Source organism: Pseudomonas sp. PsB (assembly GCF_043658375.1).
Classification (GTDB): domain Bacteria; phylum Pseudomonadota; class Gammaproteobacteria; order Pseudomonadales; family Pseudomonadaceae; genus Aquipseudomonas; species Aquipseudomonas putida_Z.
In genome coordinates this window covers 1-21,734 of sequence record NZ_JBIGLU010000010.1, presented here as the reverse complement: position 1 = coordinate 21,734, position 21,734 = coordinate 1, and the positions used below count along the sequence as shown (strand labels likewise).

Below are 21,734 nucleotides of genomic sequence, written 5' to 3'. Positions count from 1 at the left end.
CCACAGTGTTCGCGCCAAATCAGAGAAAGGAGATACCAGCATGCTGTTCCACGTGAAGATGACCGTGAAACTGCCGGTCGACATGGACCCGGCCAAGGCCGCCCGGCTCAAGGCCGACGAAAAGGAACTGGCCCAGCGCCTGCAGCGCGAAGGCACGTGGCGCCACTTATGGCGCATTGCCGGGCACTACGCCAACTACAGCGTGTTCGACGTGCCCAGTGTCGAGGCGCTGCACGACACCCTGATGCAGCTGCCGCTGTTCCCGTACATGGACATCGAGGTCGACGGCCTGTGCCGGCACCCCTCGTCGATTCACAGCGACGACCGCTGAGTCGCACCTGTCTACCTGACAAGAACAAGATGAGGCAAGCACGATGACCGTGAAAATTTCCCACACTGCCGATGTTCAGGCGTTCTTCAACGAAGTGGCCGGCCTGGGCCATGCCGAAGGCAACCCACGCTTCAAGCAGATCATGCTGCGTGTGCTGCAGGACACTGCACGCCTGGTCGAAGACCTGGAAATCACCGAAGACGAGTTCTGGCATGCCGTCGACTACCTCAACCGCCTGGGTGGTCGTAACGAAGCCGGCCTGCTGGCGGCGGGGCTGGGCATCGAACATTTCCTCGACCTGCTGCAGGATGCCAAGGACGCCGAGGCCGGCCTGACTGGCGGCACCCCGCGCACCATCGAAGGCCCACTGTATGTGGCGGGGGCGCCGCTGGCGCAGGGCGAAGCGCGCATGGACGACGGCAGCGACCCGGGCGTGGTGATGTTCCTCCAGGGCCAGGTGTTCGATGCCGAAGGCAAGCCGTTGGCCGGCGCCACCGTTGACCTGTGGCACGCCAACACCCAGGGCACCTATTCGTACTTCGACTCCACCCAGTCCGAGTACAACCTGCGCCGGCGCATCATCACCGATGCCGAAGGGCGTTACCGCGCGCGCTCCATCGTGCCGTCGGGGTACGGCTGCGACCCGCAAGGGCCAACCCAGGAGTGCCTGGACCTGCTTGGCCGTCACGGCCAGCGCCCGGCGCACGTGCACTTCTTCATCTCGGCGCCGGGGCACCGCCACCTGACCACGCAGATAAACCTGGCCGGCGACAAGTACCTGTGGGATGACTTTGCCTACGCCACCCGTGACGGGCTGGTCGGCGAGCTGCGCTTTGTCGAGGATGCTGCGGCGGCGCGTGATCGCGGCGTAGAGGGCGAACGCTTTGCCGAGCTGGCGTTCGACTTCCACCTGCAGGCGGCCAAGGCGCCGGACGCCGAGGCGCGCAGCCACCGCCCGCGTGCGTTGCAAAACAGTTGAGCCCTGAAGGGATCCCTGTGGGAGCGGGCGTGCCCGCGAAGCAGGCACCGCGGTGTATGGCACCGGCTTTGCCGGTGTTCGCGGGCATGCCCGCTCCCACAGGGGCGCCTAGCAATCGATGACTGGTTTTGGCCTGGGCCTTTCCGTGCGGGGAGGGCCTGGGCTTTTTGCTGCCAGGGGCTGTTGATCTAGAATCCGCCTTTTTAACCCGAGCCCCCGCACCATGCTGCCCATCGAACTGCTGGCAACCACTGCCGACCAGGCCCCGCTGATTCGCAACCTCTATCAGTTCTACGTCTACGAGTCCTCGGACTGGGAGCAGGAAGACGTCGAAGTGGACGGCCGCTTCTATATCCATGACGAGCACCTGCAACGTTACTGGCAGGCCGATGGCTGGGGCGCGTACCTGGTGCTGGCAGATGGTTTCATCGCCGGTTTCGTGCTGGTCGAACGCAGCGAGCTGCCGGGCATCGATGCGTTCGAACTGGCCGACCTGTTCATCCTGAAAAAGTACCGCCGGCAGGGCATCGGCCGGGCGGTGGCATTGCAACTGCTGGGCGGCGAGGGCGACTGGCTGATGCGCTGTTACGCCCAGGACATGCCTGCCGTGGCCTTCTGCAATGCCGTGCTGGCCGAACTGTCGCGCCCGGCGCAGCCCATAGCCCTGGATGACGAACCGGGCTTGCTCAATTTCCTGGTGACGGGCGCCCGCCATTGAGGGGTTGCCTGCCTTCGTTCGCAAATTGAAGGGATCGTGGCTTTTTGTGAGCTACTTCACAAAATCGTCATCAGAGGCATAATGCCACCAATCCTTTTCACGCCTTTCGAAGGCCCAGGTAAAGTTCATGTCGCTAGTCGCAAGCCCCGACATCATGTACCGGCTGTTGATCCAGAGTGTGGTGGACTATGCCTTCTACCTGCTCACCCCCGAAGGTATCGTCGCCAACTGGAACCCCGGCGCCCAGCGCGCCAAGGGCTACCTTGCCGAGGAAATCGTCGGCCAGCACTACTCGTTGTTCTACACCGATGCCGAGCGCGCCGCCGGGCTGCCCGCGCTCAACCTTGAGCAGGCGCGCAGCACCGGGCGCTTCGAAGAGACCGGTTCGCGCCTGCGCAAGGACGGCACGACCTTCCATGCCCATGTGGTGATCGACGCGGTGTACGACGATGCCGGGCAACTGGTGGGCTTCGCCAAGGTCACCCGCGACATTTCCGAGCGCCACCGGCAAGAGCAGGAACTGCTGCAGGCCAAGGAACTGGCCGAGCAGTACAGCCAGGAAATGATCAAGCTGTCGCAGTTCCTTGATTCGGTGATTGCCAACATCCCTGCCAGCGTCATTGTCCAGGACCTGGAAAGCCAGCGCATCCTGCTGGCCAACCAGCAGGCCGAACGCCTGTTCGGCGGGCCGCAGCGCAGCATGACCGGGCAGTTGCCCGGCGAATGCCTGGCACCGGGTGCTGCCGGTTACCTGGAACAGCAACTGGCCCGTGGCGCCCGCAGCACCAAGGGCCATGCCGCCGAAACCCGGGTCGACACGGCCTGCGGCCCACGCACCTTGCGCAGCCGCACCTTGCTCAGCCAGAACCGTGAAGGCCAGGCCGACTACGTGCTGTTCGTTGCCGAAGACGCCACAGAAGAGCTGGCCGCCCACGCGCAGATCCACCACATGGCGCACCACGATGCGCTGACCGGGCTGCCCAACCGCACCCTGTTCAACGAACGCCTGCGCCAGGCGCTGGTGCGTGACAGCGAGCACGCCAAGCTGACCGCCGCCCTGTGCCTGGACCTGGACAACTTCAAGAACATCAACGATTCGCTGGGTCACGCCTTTGGCGACAAGCTGCTGCGCGCGCTGGGCAAGCGCCTGCGCCGCGAGCTGCGCGAACACGACACCCTGGCCCGCCTGGGCGGCGACGAGTTTGCCGTGGTGCTGACCGGCCTGGAGGGCCGGGAGGCCGCATGCAACACTGCGCAGCGCCTGATCAACGCGATCTGCCCACCGTTCCAGATCGAGGGGCACCAGTTCACGGTGGGGGTGAGCATCGGCATTGCCATTGCGCCTGATGACAGCGACCAGGCCGAGCAACTGCTGGGCTACGCCGACATGGCGCTGTACGAGGCCAAGCGTAATGGCCGCAACCGCTACGAGTGCTTCAACGTCGAACTGGACGTCGCCGCCCGCCAGCGCCGCCTGGTGGAAACCGACCTGCGCACCGCGCTGCACCTGGGCCAGTTGCAGCTGCACTACCAGCCGGTGGTCGACCAGCAGACCAGCAGCGTTACCGGCTATGAGGCGTTGCTGCGCTGGGAGCACCCGACCCGCGGCATGGTCATGCCCATGGACTTCATCCCCATCGCCGAGGAAACCGGGCTGATCCACGAACTGGGCAACCGGGCGCTGAACCTGGCCTGCCAGGAGGCGGCCAGCTGGGACAGCGAGCAGACGGTGTCGGTCAACCTGTCGGCGGTGCAGTTCAAGAATGCCAACCTGGTGCACACCGTGGCCCTGGCGCTGGCCGACTCAGGCCTGCCGCCGCAGCGGCTGGAGCTGGAGGTCACCGAGTCGGTGCTGTTGGGCAACAGCGAGGAGAACGTGCGCACCTTGCGTGCACTGAAGGACCTGGGCGTGTCCATTTCGCTGGACGATTTCGGCACCGGGTATTCCTCGCTGGGCTACCTGCGTTCGTTCCCGTTCGACCGGATCAAGATCGACAAGTCGTTCGTGCATGACATGTGCGACAGCCGCGAGGCGATGTCGATCATCCGCGCCATTACCGACCTGTCCAACAGCCTGATGATCAAGACCACGGCCGAGGGGGTTGAGTCGGAGGAGCAGATGCGCCGGTTGGCGGCGGAGGGTTGCTCGCACTTCCAGGGTTACCTGTACGGGCGACCGGCACCGGCGAACGAGCGGTTGAAGCAGGTCATGACGCCAATATAACGGCCTACGCGGCCCATTGTGGGAGCGGCCTTGTGTCGCGATTGGGGCGCGCAGCGCCCCCATCATTTTCAGCTTCGCCGCAAAAATTGCCGGGGCCGCTTTGCGGCCCTTTCGCGACACAAGGCCGCTCCCACAGAGATCGTGCCAGCTTTCAGATATTGAGCAGCAATCAGCTGTTCCAGTCCGGCGCAAACGCCGGGCTCACCACTCGCTGGTCCTTCGGCAACCCGGCAATCGCCGCGCGGTCCTCGTCATCCAGTTGCACGTTCAACGCCGCCAGGTTGGCCAGCTGGTTCTCGCGGCTGCCGGCCTTGGGGATCACCGCCACGCCGTCCTGGTCCAGCAACCACTTCAGCGCCACCTGGCTGGGCAGTACGCCATGCTTGCGGGCGATCGCCTGGATCACCGGCTGCGCCGCCGCCTGCCCACGGGCCAGCGGGGTGTAGGCGGTGAGCAGCAGGTCGTGGCGGCGGGCGTAGTCCAGCAGCGGTTGCTGGCCGAGCAGCACGTGGTATTCCACCTGGATCGCCGACAATGGTGCGCCCAGGGTTTCCACCACCTGGCGCAGCAGCCCCAGCGGGAAGTTGGCCACGCCGATGCTGCGCGCCTTGCCCTCGTCACGCAGGGCCACCAGGGTTTCGATGCTGCGGGCCAGGTCCCAGTCCTGGCCGGGCCAGTGGATGTGGAACAGATCGACCTGCTCGGTACCCAGCGCGCGCAGGCTGTCCTCCAGCGACTGGCGCATGGCCTTGGGCGCCAGGCGATCCCACCATACCTTGGTGGTCAGGTGAATCTGCTCGCGCGGTACATCGCTGTCGCGCAGGGCCTGGCCGACGGCGGCTTCGTTGTCATAGGCAGTGGCGGTGTCGATGTGCCGGTAACCCACTTCAAGCGCCTGGCGCACGGCCTGGGTGCACTCGCTGCCGGTCATTGGCCAGGTGCCCAGGCCGATCGCGGGCAGGTCCAGGCCGTTTCGGGTGGTGAGCCTTTGCATGTAAATTCCTTGTAGGGTGGGCAGGGTTCGCATTCGATGGTCAGCGATCAGCACGCCACGGGCCATGCGCGCGGGGCGGAAAGTGGTCGATCAGCGAACAGAAATTGCAGTCGGCCTTGGCTGGCGGCAATAGAACTTCCTTATTCTTTGGCATCTCTTCTAGAATCCGAGCTGTTGCATCCGCCAGGCAACGCCTGCGCGGCCTTCCCTGGGCGCCGCATCCAGCCGCGCCGTCATCGAGAGTGCCATGAGTTCCAGCACACCGCTGTCCGGAGTCAACCAACCCCTGCGCGGCATCGCCCTGGTGGTGGTGGCGACGTTCCTGTTCGCCAGTCACGATGCCCTGTCCAAGTTCCTCGGCGGCCTGTACCCGATCATCATGGTGGTGTGGGCGCGGTATGTGGTGCACACGCTGCTGATGGCCGGCATCTTCCTGCCCAAGGCCGGCCTCAACGTGCTGCGCACCCGCCGTCCGCTGTTGCAGACGTTACGTGCCCTGAGCCTGTTGAGTACCAGCCTGCTGTTCACCACCGGCCTGCAGTACCTGCCTCTGGCCGAGGCCACGGCGGTCAACTTCCTGGCCCCGGTGCTGGTCACCGCGCTGTCGGCGCCGTTGCTGAAGGAGCGGGTGACGGTGGGGCAGTGGGTGGCGGTGGTGATGGGCTTCATCGGTGTGTTGGTGGTGGTGCACCCGGGCGGGGCGATGTTCACCCCGGCCATCCTGTATCCGTTCGGTTCGGCGCTGGGCTTCTGCTTCTATCAGTTGCTGACGCGCATCCTGGCCGCGCATGACAGCCCGACCACCAGCAACTTCTATGCGGGGTTGTGCAACACCCTGGCGATGAGTGCGCTGGTGCCGTTCTTCTGGGAGATGCCGCGTTGGGACCATGCGCTGCTGATGCTGGCGCTGGGTGGCTTTGGCATGACTGCGCACCTGCTGCTGACCCAGGCCTTCCGCCATGCAGCACCGGCCTTGCTGGCGCCGTTCAGTTATTGCCAGATCGTGTTTGCCGGGTTGCTTGGGTTGGTTGTCTATAGCCAGGTGCCGGATACCTTGAGCCTGGTGGGCATCTCGGTGATCTGCCTCAGTGGGCTGGGGGCGGCGTGGATGCAGCGGGGCAAGTAGCAGCTTTACCGCTGTTATTACAGCTACAGCACACCGACCTGTAGGAGCAGCCTTGTGCTGCGAAAGGGCCGGTGTGGCAAAAGAAATTCTGTGGCAGTACTGGCCTCTTCGCAGCACAAGGCTGCTCCTACAGGCCGGTGCTGTGCCCGAGCATTTGCGCTATACCAGTGAAAGGGCCTTCAAACGCGACCCTTCAACAACGCCTGCAACGAATCGTCAAAGTCGCGCAAGGCATCCGCCTGCACCGCCCGTTCATCCTCGGCCACCCGCGCCACATCGCCCAGGCGCTTGCTGGCCCGCCCTTCAGCGCGGCCGATATAGGTCAGCTGGTCATCGAAAAAGCGCGCAACCACCCGGCTTTCGATATCCGCGCTGGCCAAACGGCTTTCGGTGTCCAGCAGCACGATCACATTCGGGTGGTCGCCCAGCAGCGTGTCCAGGTCGTCATAGAAGGTCACTTCGGCAAACTGCTGCGCCAGTGACCGCGCCAGCCAGTCATACGCCTGGCTCTCGCTGCCAAGGGTCGCAACAGGGGCACGCTGGCCCTGGGCCGGTGCGGCTGCCTGGGTACGATGGCTGCCGAGGTATTCGAGGGTTGCTTCGGCGTCTCGCCCCAGCAGCACCGCCACCCGTTGGCCGGGGGCCAGGGCGACACTGGAAATGGCCGTGGCCGAATAGAAGTGCCCGTAGGGCTGCGCGTCGGTAGCGGCCGGGCTGGCACAACCGCCAAGGGCGGCCAGCAAGGCGAGCAGGGCAGCGATCATGCCGGTTTTCATGGGAGGCCTCATCAATCAGTGAATGCCGCCATCTTCCGCCCGGGCTTGCCGCAGCGGAACTTGATGGCATTCATGGTGGCTATCGATGAGGTCGATGCATCACTGCGTGGCCATGAACTGCAGGATGCGCTCGCGCAGCCAGCGCTCGGCCGGGTCATTGTCCTGGGCGCCGCTCCAGACCATCGACAGTTCGGCCTCGGTGATGTCGAACGGCGCCGGGTCGGCGCGCAGGCTGCCGTCGTCGGCCAGGGCGCAGGCGGCATAGTCCGGCACCGTGGCGATCAGCTCGGTGTTGCGCAGCAGGGCGCGCAGGCTGCCGAACTGCGGCACCGCCAGCACCACCTTGCGGCAGCGGCCGATGCGCGCCAGGTCGAGGTCGATATTGCCGCTCATGTCGCCGGAGAACGACACCATCACATGCGGGCGGGCGCAGTATTCGTCGAGGGTCAGCGGGCCCGGGCGGTCATCGGCGCGCAGCACCCGCACGCCAATGTTGCGCAGCTTGCGGCGCTTGGCGGTGGCCGGCAGGTCCGTGGTGTAGCTCACGCCCACCGAGATCTCGCCGCTGGCCAGCAGCCCCGGCATCAGCAGGAAGTTGGCCCGGCGCACCACCACGCTGATGTTCGGGGCCTCTTCGCGCAGGGCCTGCAGCAGGGCCGGGAACAGGCCGAACTCGGCATCGTCCGACAGGCCCAGGCGGAACACGTTGCAGCTGTTGACCGGGTCGAACTCGCGGGCGCGGCTGATGGCGGCGGAAATCACATCCATGGCCGGCCCCAGCTCGGCGAAGATCTGCATGGCCCGTGGCGTGGGCTCCATGGCCCGGCCGTTGCGGATCAGCAGCGGGTCGTCGAACAGCTCGCGCAGGCGGGCGAGGGCGGCGCTGACGGTGGGCTGGGTGATGAACAGCTTTTCGCCGACCCGGGTCAGGTTGCGTTCGATCATCAGGGCTTCGAACAGTACCAGCAGGTTCATGTCGACGCGGCGCAGGTCGTTGCGGTTCATGAGGGGGCGGGTTCCGGAGTAGAGGGGGTGGCGGTGTATTGAAGCATGTGGCCAGCCTAATTGCCTTGTATGGATGTGCCGGCTTCTTCGCGGGTAAACCCGCTCCCACAGGATCACCACAGGTCTTGAGGGCTGTACCGTACCTGTGGGAGCGGGTTTACCCGCGAAGAGGCCGGCACAGGAAGGCTGACAGAGCCAACCTATCACCCCTCAATAGCCACTCTATTAGAACTCTGTCCAAGCTCGGCTAGTCTTTCCCCTGGCCCCGCGAATTCCGCGAGCGGGCGGCGTGTCAGCACTTGCGTGCAAGACCGCACCAACCCCGTCGTGACAGCTTCGCAAGCCCCATGTAGACCTGATGAGGGGTAGCACGAGCCCACGCGCTCGGCTGAAAGAACACCTGGCAAAGACCGGAAATCTGGATAACCGACCCAAAGGTACCCGCAGATGTCGAACGAATCGAAATGCCCGTTCCATCAAACCGCAGGTGGCGGCACCACCAACCGTGACTGGTGGCCTGACCAGCTCAACCTGAGAATTCTTCACCAACATTCCTCCAAGTCCGACCCGATGGACCCGGGTTTCGACTATGCCAAGGCGTTCAAGAGCCTCGACTTCCAGGCCCTGAAGAAAGACCTGACCGCCTTGATGACCGACTCCCAGGACTGGTGGCCCGCCGACTTCGGCCACTACGGCCCGCTGTTCATCCGCATGGCCTGGCACAGCGCCGGTACCTACCGCATCGGCGATGGCCGGGGTGGTGCAGGCTCTGGCCAGCAGCGCTTCGCCCCGCTCAACAGTTGGCCGGACAACGTCAGCCTGGACAAGGCCCGGCGCCTGCTGTGGCCGATCAAGCAGAAGTACGGCAACAAGATTTCCTGGGCCGATCTGATCGTGCTCACCGGCAACGTCGCCCTCGAATCCATGGGCTTCAAGACCTTCGGCTTCTCCGGCGGGCGTGCCGACGTGTGGGAGCCGGACGAAGATGTGTACTGGGGTTCGGAAAAGGTCTGGCTGGGCGGAGACACCCGCTATGGCAAGGCCCAGCCGCCTGGCAAGGGCGACCTGGTGGCGGAGCCGGCCAAGCGCCCCGAGGAGCAGGGCCGTACCCTGCAGGGCGAGCGCAACCTGGAAAACCCGCTGGCCGCCGTGCAGATGGGCCTGATCTACGTGAACCCGGAAGGCCCGGAAGGTACCCCCGACCCGGTGGCTTCTGGCAAGGACATCCGTGACACCTTCGGCCGCATGGCCATGAACGATGAAGAAACCGTGGCGCTGATCGCCGGGGGCCACGCCTTCGGCAAGACCCACGGTGCCGGCCCTGCCGACAACGTCGGCCCCGAGCCGGAAGCAGCAGGCCTGGAGTTGCAGGGGTTGGGCTGGGCCAACAAGTTCGGCAGCGGCAAGGGTGGCGATACCATCACCAGCGGCCTGGAAGTGACCTGGACTTCCACCCCCACCCGATGGAGCAACGAATACCTCAACAACCTGTTCAACTTCGACTGGGAACTGACCAAGAGCCCGGCCGGTGCCCACCAGTGGCGGCCGAAGGAGGGCAAGGGGGCAGGCACCGTGCCGGATGCCCACGACCCGGCCAAGCGCCACGCGCCTTCCATGCTCACCTCCGACTTGGCGCTGCGCTTCGACCCGATCTACGAGCCGATCGCCCGCCGCTTCAAGGACAACCCTGAGCAGCTGGCGGACGCCTTCGCCCGTGCCTGGTACAAGCTGATCCACCGCGACATGGGCCCATTGGCGCGCTACCTGGGCCCGGAAATGCCCAACGAAGAGCTGCTGTGGCAGGACCCGCTGCCAAAAGTCGACCACCCACTGGTGGGTGAGCAGGACATTGCCGCGCTCAAGGCCAAGGTGCTCGCGGCGGGCCTGAGCGTTGGCGAGCTGGTGGCCACTGCCTGGGCGGCGGCGTCGACCTTCCGCGGTTCGGACAAGCGTGGCGGGGCCAATGGTGGCCGCCTGCGCCTGGCGCCGCAGAAGGACTGGCCGGCGAACCAGGGCACAGGCAAGGTGCTGGCGGCGCTGGAGAAGATCCAGGCCGAGTTCAATGCCGGTGGCAAGAAGATCTCCCTGGCTGACCTGATCGTTCTGGCTGGCGCCGCCGCAGTGGAAAAGGCTGCCAAGGACGCCGGGCACAACGTCAGCGTGGCGTTCCACCCGGGGCGTACCGATGCCTCCCAGGCGCAGACCGACGTCGAGTCGTTCGCCGTACTGGAGCCGCTGGCCGATGGCTTCCGCAACTTCACCAAGGCCCGCTACAGCGTCAAGGCCGAGAAGCTGCTGCTGGACAAGGCCCAGTTGTTGACCCTGACCGCGCCGGAAATGACCGTGCTGATCGGCGGCCTGCGCGTGCTCGGCGCCAACCATGGCGGCAGCCAGCAGGGCGTGTTCACCGACAAGGTCGGTACCCTGAGCAACGACTTCTTCCGCAACCTGCTGGACATGGGCGTTGAGTGGAAGCCGACCTCGGCGGATAACGAAACCTTCGAAGGGCGCGACCGCAAGACCGGGCAGGTGAAGTGGACCGGTAGCCGGGTTGACCTGGTGTTCGGCTCCCATGCCCAGTTGCGGGCGTTGAGCGAGGTGTATGGCAGCAGTGATGGCCGGGACAAGTTCGTGCGGGACTTTGTCGCGGCCTGGGAGAAAGTGATGGAGCTGGATCGCTTCGACTTGAAATAGCTTCGTCAGAAATGGGGGCGCTTTGCGCCCCTATCGCGACACAAGGCCGCTCCTACAAGCCACCGCCGAATGCGGCGCCGAACCTGTAGGAGCGGCCTTGTGTCGCGACAGGGCTGCAAAGCAGCCCCATGCTCTCCGGGGGCTGGACAGTTTCAATCTTCCTGTGCAAGCTGATGCACGACAGTGGTTGCACACAGAAGGTGATCGTTCGTGAACCCCGAAACCATGCTGGCGGCATTGCCAGGCTACGCCATGTCGGCCGAGTCGATACAGGTGCTGCCCGATGCCAAGGCCTACCGCGCCTGCCTGCTCGAGCGCATCCGCGCCGCAACCAGGCGTATCGTCATCGTTGCGCTGTACCTGCAGGAAGACGAGGCCGGCCAGGAAGTGCTGGATGCCTTGTACCAGGCCAAGGCCGCGCGGCCGGGGCTGGAAATCACCATCGTGGTCGACTGGTTCCGTGCCCGCCGCGGCCTGCTGGGCGCCGGGCGCCAGCCGGGTAACGCCGCCTGGTACCAGGCCCAGCGCCAGCACCATGGGCTGGACATCGTCATCCATGGCGTACCGGTGCAGACCCGCGAGCTGTTTGGCGTGTTGCACCTGAAGGGCAGCATCATCGACGACTGCGTGATCTACACCGGCGCCAGCCTTAACAACGTGTACCTGCACCGTTTCGACCGTTACCGCCTGGACCGCTACCACCTGTTCCAGTCACCAGAGCTGGCCGACGCGATGGTCGGGCTGGTGCGGCGCCTGCTGCACCACACCGCCACGCCGCGCCTCGACCTGCCGGCGCCACCCTCCACCCGCAGCCTGCGCGGCGACATCCGGCGCTTGCGCGCGCGGCTGCGGCGCATGGCCTATGAGGCACCGGCCAGCGCAGCGGGGCAGGGCCTGCGGGTGATCCCGCTGTTGGGTGTGGGCCGTGGCAACCCGCTGAACCGGGCACTGTGCGCCTTGCTGGCGGCGGCGCGCACGCAGGTCATCATCAGCACGCCGTATTTCAACCCGCCCCGGGTGCTGATGCGCGAGCTCGACCATGCCCTGGCGCGTGGCGTGCGGGTGGAGCTGATCGTTGGTGACCGCACGGCCAACGACTTCTATATCGCCCCCGGCGAGCCGTTCAGTGCCAGCGGCGCGTTGCCCTACCTGTACGAAGACAACCTGCGCGCCTTCACCCGACGTCGCCACGCTGCGATTGCCAGCGGCCAGCTGCAGGTGCGGATCTGGAATGACCCCGGGCATACCTTTCATGCCAAGGGCGTGTGGGTAGACCAGCGCTATTCGTTGCTGACCGGTAACAACCTGAACCCGCGCGGCTTCAACCTGGATCTGGAGAACGGCCTGCTGATCGATGACCCGCAAGGGCAATGGCTGGGGCCACGGGAGGCAGAGTTGACCGAGTTGCGCCGGCATGCGCCGAAGATCGGCTCGGCAGAGGAGTTGGGGGTCAAGGCCGAGCACCCCAAGGAAGTGCGCAAGTTCCTGCGGCGGCTGCGCTATAGCCGGCTGGAGCCGCTGATCAAGCGGGTGCTCTGAGGGAATTCAAGCGTTTTTGTGGGAGCGGCCTTGTGTCGCGAAAGGGCCGCAAAGCGGCCCCAGACGTTGGTGTCACTACCAAAATTGCCGGGGCTGCTCTGCAGCCCTCTCGCGACGCAAAGCCGCTCTCATAGGACTGTACATAACTCATTGAATTAGCAGGGATGCTGTGGGAGCGGCTTTAGCCGCGAACACCGGCGCAGCCGGTGCCATGCACCGCGTCGGATTCTTCGCGGCTAAAGCCGCTCCCACAGGGTACGAGGATCGCTTGCGAATTCAGTTATCTGTGCGACAGCGCAGCCCAAAGGGCTGGGCAATCTCCCACAGTGACCGCAGTCAGGCTGCTGCACCTTTGGCCTCAGCCACCTTTGTTTCCTGTTTGCCCCGCGGCTTGAGCCGCGACACCGCAAACAGCACCACCGCCAACCCGACGACCTGATACAGCGAAATCTCCTCGCTCAGGATCGCCCACGATGCCAGCACCGTCAGCGCCGGCAACAGGTTGAGCGGTGCGCTTTACTGCGCCGGGGCCAGGCGAATACCACTCACCTGCACCTGATCACCGGGCTTGAAGCGGGCATTGGGCGAGCGATAGCGCTGGGTACTGCCGTCGTCATGGCGTACCACGTAGGCCGCGTCGCTGTGCCCGCTGCCTTGTTGCACGGCGGCGCCGCCAAATGCACCCAAGGCTGCACCGGCGATGGCGCCGAAAGGGCCACCGAGCGCGGCGCCGACCATCAGGCCGGTGACGCCGCCGGCGCCATAGCCCACCGTGTTGTCGGGGCTTTCCGAGAGCACCTCGTCGGCGCAGGCGGGCAGGGCGATGGACAAGGACATCACCAGAGGGAGGAGGATATTTTTCATGATGGTTATTTCCGCAAGGCAGGTAGTGGCGAAAGAGAATGGTTCAGCTTTCGTGCCAGCTGGGCAGCCCTTGCAGATGGGCGTGTTGCGCTGGTGTGTTGTCATAACGACAGCGGTTTTTGTGGTGCAAATGACAGGCTGATGTCAATATGACATTCACTCGCACGGGTATCGGCCAGGGCTGGGCTATCATTTTCAGGCTGGTGGTGTAAGGCTCCTCTGAAAAGTCATCACGAGCGCATACAATCGGGCCTTTTCCTCGTCAACCAGATAGGCCAAACCGTTCATGGCGCTTGATCCACCCACGATGCTGACTATCTCTATCGCCCTGGCTGCCGCGGCTGCGTTGTACCTGGCGATCGAGTGGCGCAGCGTACGCGAGCCGTCGCTGCTGTTCTGGAGCGCAGGCTTTGCCACCATCACGATTGGTTCCACCCTGGCCTTGCTGCGCGGCATCGGTTTGTTGCTGATCGGTATCTGGTTCGCCAACGGCTTGCTGGTGGTGGCGCACTGGTTCTTCCTGGTGGGGGTGTTGCGCTTCACCCAGGTGCGGCTGTCGCGTATCTGGTTATCGGTCGTGCTGGTGTGGTTTGCCTTGCTGCTGATGCCTGTTGGGCCGCAGTGGTCGAAGGTGATGCTGATGGTCAACTCGTTGCTGGTGGCGCTGTTGACGCTCAAGGCCAGCTGGTTGTTGCGGCCGCATGGCAAGTCGCTGAGTGTCGGCGCGGTGCAGTTGCGCTATGTGTTGCTGGCGCATGGGTTGTTCTATGCGGCCAAGGCGATCATTGCGATCACACCGGGTACGCTGATTGACTTGGCCACCTTCGGCGGGCTGATCATTCAGGTTTCGTTGGTCGAAGGTGCGATGGCGATCATGCTGATTGCCTTGTCGATGACCGGCACCGTGCGCTACCGGCGCGAGGAGCGGATTGCCCGCCTGGCGGCCCGTGACCCGTTGACGGCGCTGTACAACCGGCGTGCACTGGAGGTGCGGGCGGGGCCTTTCTTCAAGGCAGTGGATTCGGCGCAGCCCGGGGCCTTGCTACTGATCGATATCGACAACTTCAAGCTGGTCAACGACCTGCACGGGCATGTTGCAGGGGACCGCTTGCTGATTGCCCTGAGCGAGATGATTCGCACGGTGCTGCCCGAGCGCTCGCTGGCCGCGCGGCTGGGCGGTGATGAGTTCGTCATTCTGCTGTGTGATGCGAGCAGCGAGCGGGTCATGGAGCTGGGTGGACTGCTGCGCGAGCAGTTCCAGCAGTATGCAAGCAAGACGGTACCTACGCCGCAGCCAGTCACCCTTAGCATCGGCGCCAACCTGTTCGACCAACCGCCGACGAGCCTGGCAGCCTTGATCGAGCAAGGGGATGTTGCCTTGTACCAGTCCAAGCGCGGTGGGCGCGACAGCATCCGCTTCGTCGAACGACCGATGGCCGACCTCAGTTAGTAGCAGTTTTGCCTTTGCGTCTGCCTTTGCCTTTGCTTTTGCTTTTGCTTCTAAGCGCGCGATAGTTCAGGCGCCGCCGATTGCGACTTCAGGAGGCCGAGCGAAGGGACTGCGGAGGGAGGTGACGGGCATGGATGCCCGTCAAGCGCTGAGGCCCCATGGATGGGGCCTGCAGCGCGTACTCCCGGGAGCAGGCCCGTAGCGAGGGGACCCCGGAGCGTAGCGTAGGGGCCGGATGATGGGAGCGGACGGTTTTTGGTTCCTTTTTGCCACGACAAAAAGGGACCCGCCGTAAGGGCGGAAAGGTGACTTGGCGCCACCATCGCGAATGAATGCCTACTCGATGCAAATGCCCACATCCAAAAAGCCAAATAGCTGCAGGCCCCATCCATGGGGCCTCAGCAAGAATGGCGAATCAGGTCACCACCTGGTAGCACGGTACATACGCCGCGCCGCCAGGCAACTTCATCCGATGCTGGTCGACGAACGCCTGCAACAGCCGGCCCAGAGGGTCCAGCACGGCGCTGTCGCCACGGATCTGATACGGCCCGTGTTCCTCGATCAGGCGGATGCCCTTGTCCTTCACGTTGCCGGCGACGATGCCGGAAAACGCCCGGCGCAAGTTGGCGGCCAGTTCGTGGGCCGGCAGCTCGCGGCGCAGGTCGAGGTCGGCCATGGCCTGGTGGGTCGGGTCGAACGGCCGCTGGAAGCTCTCCTCGATCTTCAGCAGCCAGTTGAAGTGGAAGGCATCGTTGCGCTCGCGGCGGAACTGCTTCACCGCCTTGAGCCCTTCGACCATGTGCCGGGCAACTTCCGCCGGGTCATCGATGATGATCTCGTACAAGCGATGCGCCGCTTCACCCAGGGTGGCGCCGACGAACGCGTGCAACTGTTGCAGGTACGGCTCGGCACTGCGCGGGCCGGTGAGTACCACCGGGAACGGCAGGTTCTGGTTGTCCGGGTGCATGAGGATGCCCAGCAGGTAGAGGAACTCCTCGGCCGTGCCGGCACCGCCCGGGAAGATGATGATGCCGTGGCCGACACGGACGAAGGCTTCCAGGCGCTTCTCGATGTCCGGCAGGATCACCAGTTCGTTGACGATCGGGTTGGGCGCTTCGGCGGCGATGATGCCCGGCTCGGTCAGGCCCAGGTAGCGGCTGCCGTGCATGCGCTGCTTGGCATGGGCAATGGTGGCGCCCTTCATCGGGCCCTTCATCACACCCGGGCCGCAGCCGGTGCACACATCCAGCTTGCGCAGGCCCAGCTCGTGGCCGACCTTCTTGGTGTACTGGTACTCCTCGCTGCTGATCGAATGGCCACCCCAGCACACCACCATCTTCGGCTCCACGCCCGGGCGCAGGGTGCGAGCGTTGCGCAGCAGGTGGAAGACATAGTCGGTGATGCCCTGGGAGCTTTCCAGGTCGATGCGCTGGCTGGCCAGCTCGCTTTCGGTGTAGACGATGTCGCGCAGGGCGCTGAACAGCATTTCACGGGTGCTGGCGATCATTTCGCCATCGACGAAGGCGTCGGCCGGGGCATTCAGCAGCTCCAGGCGCACGCCGCGGTCCTGTTGATGAATACGCACCTCGAAGTCCTGATAGGCCTCGAGGATGGTCTTGGCATTGTCGACATGGGCGCCGGTGTTGAGGATGGCCAGGGCGCACTGGCGGAACAGGGTGTAAAGGCTACCGGTACCGACTTCACTCAGTTGCTGCACTTCACGTTGTGACAGCGTCTCCAGGCTGCCTTTGGGGCTGACGGATGCATTGATGACATTGCGTTGAGGCATCTAAGTCTTTCCTGTGCGGGTAAAACATCCTTCTTTGACAACACCATACCGAGAAATGTGGACGGCAACGAGGGGGGAGTGGAAAAAGCTTGAGACCAGGCTGGCTTCTTCGCGGGCTTGCCCGCTCCCACAGGGGCCGCGCTGCTTTCAGGCTTGCGCTGGACCTGTGGGAGCGGGCAAGCCCGCGAAGCAGGCGACTCGGTCTCAAGGCGACTCGGTCTCAAGTCATCCCAACAGCTTCTGCACGCCAAGGGTAATCGCCACGCCACCAAACACCAGCCAGAGGTTGAGAAGCGCCCCGGTGGCCAGCGCCCGCGGCCCGGCCTGGCGAATCTGGCTGAGGCGCGTCTCCATCCCCAGCGCGGTCATGGCCATGGTCAGGGCGAAGGTATCCAGGCTGTTGACCGCCTGCGTCACGCTGCCTGGCAACACCTGCAGCGAATTCACCAGCACCAGCGCGAGGAAGCCGAAGGCGAACCAGGGCATGGCGATGCGCCCGTTGCCCTGTGCCTGGCCCGGCTGGCGCGCGCGGCTGATCCAAAGGCCCACCACCAGCAGCACCGGTACCAGCAGCATCACCCGGGTCATCTTGACGATGGTGGCGATATGCGTGGCCTCGGGGCTGACGTTGCTGGCCGCACCGACCACCTGGGCCACCTCGTGAATGGTGCCACCCAGGAACAGCCCGGCGCCCATGGCGTCCAGGTGCAGCCAGCCGGCATTGATCGCCAATGGGTAGAGGAACATCGACAGGGTGCCGAACAGCACCACGCTACCAACCGCCATGGCGCTTTTGTGCGGTGCACTGCGCAGCGCCGACTCGAAGGCCAGAACCGCGGCGGCGCCGCAGATGGCGCTGCCGGCGGCGGTCAGCAAGGCGGTATCGCGGTCCAGCTTGAACAGCTTCATGCCACACCACAGGCCGATCAGCAGGGTGCTGGACACCACCAGCAACGACACGATGAGCCCGGACCAGCCGACTTCGGCAATTTCCTGCAGGCTTACCCGCAGGCCGAAGAAGGCCACGGCAATGCGCAGCAGGCCGCGGGCGGAAAAGTTGATACCCGCCGCCCAGCTTGCCGGTACACCGTCACGCAGTGCATTGCCGTAAAGCGCACCGGCGACGATACCGACGATCAGCGGGCTGATACCCAGGTTGGCGATGGCGGGCAGGGCGGCCAACTGGGTGACCGCAAGCGCGAACAGCGCGACGAACAGGATGCCATTGAGCCGCCCTCGGGTAGAGAGGGTAGGTGCAAAGGCGGGGTTGGACGGAGCCGTGGCCATGTGAGTCCTCCGGAAAGGTATTTCGACATGGCTTACGTTAATCTGGTTATAAGCTTATAAAAAATCGTAATTTAGGATGGCAAATATCCGGTTAGCTGATATTTTTCATTCATGACCCCAGAACAACTGATAACGTTCGCCACCGTCGCCGAGCACGGCAACATCAGCCATGCGGCCCAGGCCCTGCATTTGTCGCAGCCGGCGGTGTCTGGCCAGCTCAAGCTGCTGCAGGAGGCCTTTGGCGAGCCGCTGTATCAGCGCGCCGGCCGTGGTGTGCGGCTGACAGCAGCCGGCGAGCAATTGCTGGCCCATGCCGAGCGCCTGCGCGAAACCTTCCGTCAGGCCCAGGCATTGCGCGAGGCCATGCGCGGGCTGGAGCGCGGTACCTTGCGCATCGGCGCCAGTACCACGCCGGCCAGCTACCTGCTGCCTTACCTGATTGCCGATTTCCATGCCCGCTACCCGGAGGTGCTGGTGAGCACTTCCAACGGCAATACGGCAGAAATCGTCGCTGCGCTGGACAGCGTCGATATCGCCCTGATCGAAGGGCCGCCTGGGCAGGAATTGCCCTTGGGCACGGCGGTGACGGCGTGGCGGGAAGACGAGATCGTGGCCATCGTGCCGCGTGGTCATCCGCTGGCTGGCAGTGACCGACAGACGCTGGCGTCGCTGGGGGCTTACCCGTTGGTATTACGCGAGAGTGGCTCGGGTGTGCGGCAGATCGTCGAGCGGGCATTTGCCCGCAGCGGCGTGGCGATGCGCGTGGCGCTGGAGATTGCCGGGGTGGAAGGGGTGAAGGAGGCAGTGCGGGCCGGGATGGGGATTGGTTTTGTGTCGGCGATGTCGATCCGGCATGAAGATGGGGCGTTGCAGCGGTTGCAGGTTGTGCCGCAGGCGTTGGTGCGGCGGTTTTCCATTCTGGTGCCGCATGCAGCCACCCCGTCGCGGGCTGCAGCGCGGTTTCTGGAGTTGTGTGTTGGTCTGCAAGAGGTGGGGTGACTGTGCTGGCCTCTTCGCGGGCTTGCCCGCTGCCACAGGTTTTTCACGGTTCTTGAATGCGGTGCAGTACCTGTGGGAGCGGGCGAGCCCGCGAAGAGGCCGGCACAGGCAACCTCAATCCACCCGAAACACATGCTTCAGATAGGCCACGAAGTTCTCATCCCGGCACTGTGTCTTGCCCGGGCTGTCGGAAATCTTGGCCACCGGTGCCCCATTGCAGGCCGTCATCTTGATCACGATGTTCATCGGCTCCACCCCCGGGACATCGCAGGTCAGCCTGGTACCAATGCCAAAGCTCACATTGATCCGCTCATGCAGCGCCCGGTACAGCCCCAGCGCCTTGGCAAGGTCCAGCCCGTCGGAAAAGATCAGGGTCTTGCTCTTCGGGTCGATCCCCAGCCGCTCATAGTGGGCAATGGCTTTTTCCGCCCAGGCCAGCGGATCGCCCGAATCATGCCGCAGGCCATCGAACAGCTTGGCGAAGTACAGGTCGAAATCGCCGAGGAACGCGTCCATGGTGATGCAGTCGGTCAGGGCGATGCCCAGCAACCCCCGGTATTCCCGCACCCAGCATTCCAGCGCGGCAGCCTGGCTGTCGACCAGGCGCGGGCCGAGTTGCTGGTGGGCCATGAACCACTCGTGGGCCATGGTGCCGATCGGCTTGAGCTGGTATTCGCGGGCCAGGTGCACGTTGCTGGTACCGACAAAGCGGCCCGGGAAGTCACGCTTCAGAATGTGCACCACCTCTTCCTGCACCCGGTAAGAGAAGCGCCGCCGGGTACCGAAGTCGGCCAGTTGGAAACCGGCCAGTTCTTCGGCGCTGGCCTCGGCCTTCAGCCAGTCGAGGTTCTGATACAGGCGCTCGCGGACTTGCTCGATCACCACCTCGCGATAGCGGTAGCGGTTGCGTACCTCGCTGATGATCGCCAGCAGCGGGATCTCGTAGAGAATCACGTGCAACCACGGCCCGCGCACGCGAATCGCCAGTTGCCCGGCATCATCCAGGCCTACCTGCACATAGCGCAGGTTGAAGCGGAACAGGCTGAGAAAGCGGATGAAGTCCGGCCTGATGAACGGGATCTTCTCCAGGTAGGCGAGCTGGTCATGCGTGACGCTGACATCGGCCAGTTGCTCGACCTGGTAACGGATTTCCGCCAGGTAAGGTGCGAGGTTCTCGCCGTTACGGCAGCGGAATTCCCATTCCACCTCGGCGTTGGGGTAGTTGTGCAGCACCGCCTGCATCATGGTGATCTTGTAGAAGTCGGTGTCCAGCAGGTTCTGGATGATGCGTGGGCCGAAAACGCTGTCGCTCATGGGCGGTCTTCCTTGATCAGAGAGAGCTGGTGGTCGAGCGCGGCTTCGTCGCCGCAGAGGATCACGCCGTCGGCGGCCAGGGCGCCACACGCCTCGATGGCGCCTGCCTGGGTGAGGGCGCGGCAGGCCGGCAGGTACAACAGCACCTGGAAGCCGGCCTGGCGCAATTGGCGGGCGGTGGTCCTGACGCAATAGTCCAGGGCCAGGCCACCGACGATCACCGCGCCCACCTGCTGCACCTTGAGGTACTCGATCACCCCGGTGGAGCGGCGTTCGGCCAGGTCGTGGTAGCAGGCGCCATAGGGGTGCAGGTCGGGCTCGACGCCTTTCCACACGAAATAGTCGTAGTCGATGGGGGCCGGCAGGCCGGGCAGCAACTCGAAGCCGGGTGTGCCGGGGACGCAGTGGCTGACCCAGGTCAGGTCGGCGTTGGCCAGTTGCAGGGGCTGCAGCATGTGCGCGGGGTCGGCGACTACCCAGGCGGCGTTGGCCGGGTGGGCGTCCTTGCTGCCCAGGCGCAGGTCGGCGCGCGAGGCCATGGTATTAAGATCTACCGCGATTTCATCGCCTTCGGGAACCGGCAGCTCTTGCGGCACGTTACTGGTGAAGCCGTTCTGGGCGTCGACATCGAAACTGGCGATCTTCATGGCGGTTCTCCTCGCTGGAATGGATACATAGTTCACTTGGTGAATTAAGTGTGTCAAGCAACTTTTGAAACGGGCTTTCTGCTTGCCTTACTTAGATGCTCTGGTGGATTATGATGAGCTTGAACAAGGAGTCGCCCGGTGAATGCAGTCGAAGTCCTGGCCAGCGTCGATATCGTCGCCCTGCGCATGGCCCCCGAAGCTCAGCATCTGCAGGTGCTGTTGCACCGTCGTGAGCGTGAACCGCATGCCGGCCAGTGGGCCTTGCCCGGGGTGATCGTCAATGGCCGCACCCCCGACACCAGCCTGGAAGCTGCTGCCGAACGCGCGCTGCGCGAGAAAACCCAGGTCGTACCGTGCTACATGGAACAGGTGGGCACCGAGGGCAATGCTTTCCGCGACCCGCGTGGATGGTCACTCAGCACCTATTACCTGGCATTGCTCGAACCCGGGCAGGTCGTCGAGGGCGAGCAACTGGCGTTTTTCGACTTGGACAGCGTATTGGCGCGCAAGGTGCTGTTGCCCTTTGATCACAACCTGTTGGTGGAGCGCGCCCGTGAGCGGCTGGCGGCGAAGACGGTGTACAGCAGCCTGCCGCTGTACCTGCTGGCGGAAAAGTTCACTGTGCTGGATGCGCTAGGTGCGGTGCAGGCGTGCCTGGGGCAGGCGGTGAACAACACCTCGCTGCGCAAACGCCTGGAGCGCTTGCGCGAGCTGGGGTGGGTGAGGGACACCGGGGAGAAGAACCAGCCCAGGCTGGGCCGGCCGCAGCAGTTGTATCAGTACACACCACAGGGGGAGCGGGCGTTCATGTTTGACCGCAGTCTGCTGCCTGAGGGCGCTTAGTCGCCTGTACCCACCTCATCGCCGGCAAGCCACACACACAGGTGCAGCGTTGATCTCGAGGTTGTCGCTGTACCTGTGGGAGCGGCCTTGTGTCGCGAAAGGGCCGCAACGCGGCCCCGGGATTGATGCGCAACAGTTGAAATTGCTGGGGCTGC

General features: G+C 64.4%; 20 protein-coding genes. 11 read left to right on the top strand and 9 right to left on the bottom strand.

Translation table 11 applies throughout. The features are described 5' to 3' along the window. Window positions 1–40: 40 nt before the first annotated feature. From catC to ACGLHT_RS14335, 4 genes are all read left to right on the top strand, one after another. Window positions 41–331 carry a muconolactone Delta-isomerase gene (gene catC, locus ACGLHT_RS14350; RefSeq protein WP_013973066.1) on the top strand — a complete coding sequence of 97 codons (291 nt, stop codon included), beginning with the start codon at window positions 41–43 and terminating at the stop codon, window positions 329–331. 43 nt (window positions 332–374) lie between these two features. Further along, window positions 375–1,310, top strand: a complete 936-nt coding sequence (gene catA / locus ACGLHT_RS14345; RefSeq protein WP_137163678.1) for a catechol 1,2-dioxygenase — start codon at window positions 375–377, stop codon at window positions 1,308–1,310. A gap of 223 nt (window positions 1,311–1,533) precedes the next feature. Further along, window positions 1,534–2,028: a GNAT family N-acetyltransferase gene (locus tag ACGLHT_RS14340; protein WP_137163679.1), complete on the top strand. Its 495-nt coding sequence runs from the start codon at window positions 1,534–1,536 to the stop codon at window positions 2,026–2,028. Window positions 2,029–2,155: 127 nt separating this feature from the next. After that, on the top strand, window positions 2,156–4,252 hold the full coding sequence (locus tag ACGLHT_RS14335; RefSeq protein ID WP_274120776.1) for a bifunctional diguanylate cyclase/phosphodiesterase: 2,097 nt from the start codon (window positions 2,156–2,158) through the stop codon (window positions 4,250–4,252). A 169-nt stretch (window positions 4,253–4,421) separates the two neighbouring features. Here the strand turns inward: ACGLHT_RS14335 and ACGLHT_RS14330 are convergent, their stop codons facing one another. Continuing rightward, the gene (locus ACGLHT_RS14330) at window positions 4,422–5,246 is read right to left on the bottom strand and encodes an aldo/keto reductase (RefSeq protein ID WP_137163681.1); all 825 of its coding nucleotides are present in this window, start codon (window positions 5,244–5,246) and stop codon (window positions 4,422–4,424) included. Window positions 5,247–5,493: 247 nt separating this feature from the next. Between ACGLHT_RS14330 and ACGLHT_RS14325 the strand changes: the two genes are divergently transcribed. Continuing rightward, window positions 5,494–6,372 carry a DMT family transporter gene (locus ACGLHT_RS14325; protein WP_015270753.1) on the top strand — a complete coding sequence of 293 codons (879 nt, stop codon included), beginning with the start codon at window positions 5,494–5,496 and terminating at the stop codon, window positions 6,370–6,372. A gap of 179 nt (window positions 6,373–6,551) precedes the next feature. Here the strand turns inward: ACGLHT_RS14325 and ACGLHT_RS14320 are convergent, their stop codons facing one another. Both ACGLHT_RS14320 and ACGLHT_RS14315 read right to left on the bottom strand, forming a co-directional pair. Continuing rightward, entirely contained in the window at window positions 6,552–7,148 is a 597-nt protein-coding gene (locus ACGLHT_RS14320) for a hypothetical protein (protein ID WP_274079138.1), read from the bottom strand. Window positions 7,149–7,247: 99 nt separating this feature from the next. Further along, window positions 7,248–8,153 (bottom strand): LysR family transcriptional regulator, encoded by a 906-nt coding sequence (locus ACGLHT_RS14315; RefSeq protein WP_025338767.1) that lies wholly within the window; start codon window positions 8,151–8,153, stop codon window positions 7,248–7,250. Between the two features lie 447 nt (window positions 8,154–8,600). On the opposite strand from ACGLHT_RS14315, the gene katG reads away from it, so the two are divergent. Continuing rightward, entirely contained in the window at window positions 8,601–10,847 is a 2,247-nt protein-coding gene (gene katG / locus ACGLHT_RS14310) for a catalase/peroxidase HPI (RefSeq protein WP_274120778.1), read from the top strand. Between the two features lie 210 nt (window positions 10,848–11,057). Beyond that, window positions 11,058–12,386 carry a CDP-diacylglycerol--serine O-phosphatidyltransferase gene (gene pssA / locus ACGLHT_RS14305; protein WP_085615354.1) on the top strand — a complete coding sequence of 443 codons (1,329 nt, stop codon included), beginning with the start codon at window positions 11,058–11,060 and terminating at the stop codon, window positions 12,384–12,386. A 336-nt stretch (window positions 12,387–12,722) separates the two neighbouring features. Here the strand turns inward: pssA and ACGLHT_RS14300 are convergent, their stop codons facing one another. Together ACGLHT_RS14300 and ACGLHT_RS14295 are read right to left on the bottom strand one after the other, a co-directional pair. Beyond that, a complete protein-coding gene (locus ACGLHT_RS14300; RefSeq protein ID WP_249352829.1) occupies window positions 12,723–12,884 on the bottom strand; it encodes a hypothetical protein in 162 nt (53 codons plus the stop codon). 18 nt (window positions 12,885–12,902) lie between these two features. Next, window positions 12,903–13,250: a hypothetical protein gene (locus ACGLHT_RS14295; protein WP_274120779.1), complete on the bottom strand. Its 348-nt coding sequence runs from the start codon at window positions 13,248–13,250 to the stop codon at window positions 12,903–12,905. Between ACGLHT_RS14295 and ACGLHT_RS14290 the strand changes: the two genes are divergently transcribed. Both ACGLHT_RS14290 and ACGLHT_RS14285 read left to right on the top strand, forming a co-directional pair. After that, window positions 13,249–13,392: a hypothetical protein gene (locus ACGLHT_RS14290; RefSeq protein WP_155951618.1), complete on the top strand. Its 144-nt coding sequence runs from the start codon at window positions 13,249–13,251 to the stop codon at window positions 13,390–13,392. The two genes, ACGLHT_RS14295 and ACGLHT_RS14290, sit on opposite strands and share 2 nt — an antisense overlap. A 165-nt stretch (window positions 13,393–13,557) precedes the next feature. Beyond that, window positions 13,558–14,700 carry a GGDEF domain-containing protein gene (locus ACGLHT_RS14285; RefSeq protein ID WP_274120780.1) on the top strand — a complete coding sequence of 381 codons (1,143 nt, stop codon included), beginning with the start codon at window positions 13,558–13,560 and terminating at the stop codon, window positions 14,698–14,700. A gap of 415 nt (window positions 14,701–15,115) precedes the next feature. Here ACGLHT_RS14285 and ppnN read toward each other — a convergent pair whose 3' ends face one another. Both ppnN and ACGLHT_RS14275 read right to left on the bottom strand, forming a co-directional pair. Further along, the gene (gene ppnN / locus ACGLHT_RS14280; RefSeq protein WP_025338773.1) at window positions 15,116–16,489 is read right to left on the bottom strand and encodes a nucleotide 5'-monophosphate nucleosidase PpnN; all 1,374 of its coding nucleotides are present in this window, start codon (window positions 16,487–16,489) and stop codon (window positions 15,116–15,118) included. A gap of 225 nt (window positions 16,490–16,714) precedes the next feature. Further along, a complete protein-coding gene (locus ACGLHT_RS14275; RefSeq protein ID WP_274120781.1) occupies window positions 16,715–17,776 on the bottom strand; it encodes a YeiH family protein in 1,062 nt (353 codons plus the stop codon). Between the two features lie 111 nt (window positions 17,777–17,887). On the opposite strand from ACGLHT_RS14275, the gene ACGLHT_RS14270 reads away from it, so the two are divergent. Continuing rightward, window positions 17,888–18,775 carry a LysR family transcriptional regulator gene (locus ACGLHT_RS14270; RefSeq protein WP_015270743.1) on the top strand — a complete coding sequence of 296 codons (888 nt, stop codon included), beginning with the start codon at window positions 17,888–17,890 and terminating at the stop codon, window positions 18,773–18,775. A 114-nt stretch (window positions 18,776–18,889) separates the two neighbouring features. Here the strand turns inward: ACGLHT_RS14270 and pncB are convergent, their stop codons facing one another. Both pncB and ACGLHT_RS14260 read right to left on the bottom strand, forming a co-directional pair. Then, window positions 18,890–20,089: a nicotinate phosphoribosyltransferase gene (gene pncB / locus ACGLHT_RS14265; RefSeq protein ID WP_274120782.1), complete on the bottom strand. Its 1,200-nt coding sequence runs from the start codon at window positions 20,087–20,089 to the stop codon at window positions 18,890–18,892. Next, entirely contained in the window at window positions 20,086–20,736 is a 651-nt protein-coding gene (locus ACGLHT_RS14260) for an isochorismatase family protein (protein WP_274120784.1), read from the bottom strand. Before ACGLHT_RS14260 ends, pncB begins: the two co-directional genes overlap by 4 nt. 138 nt (window positions 20,737–20,874) lie before the next feature. Between ACGLHT_RS14260 and ACGLHT_RS14255 the strand changes: the two genes are divergently transcribed. Continuing rightward, on the top strand, window positions 20,875–21,579 hold the full coding sequence (locus ACGLHT_RS14255) for an NUDIX domain-containing protein (protein ID WP_025338779.1): 705 nt from the start codon (window positions 20,875–20,877) through the stop codon (window positions 21,577–21,579). Window positions 21,580–21,734 lie beyond the last annotated feature (155 nt).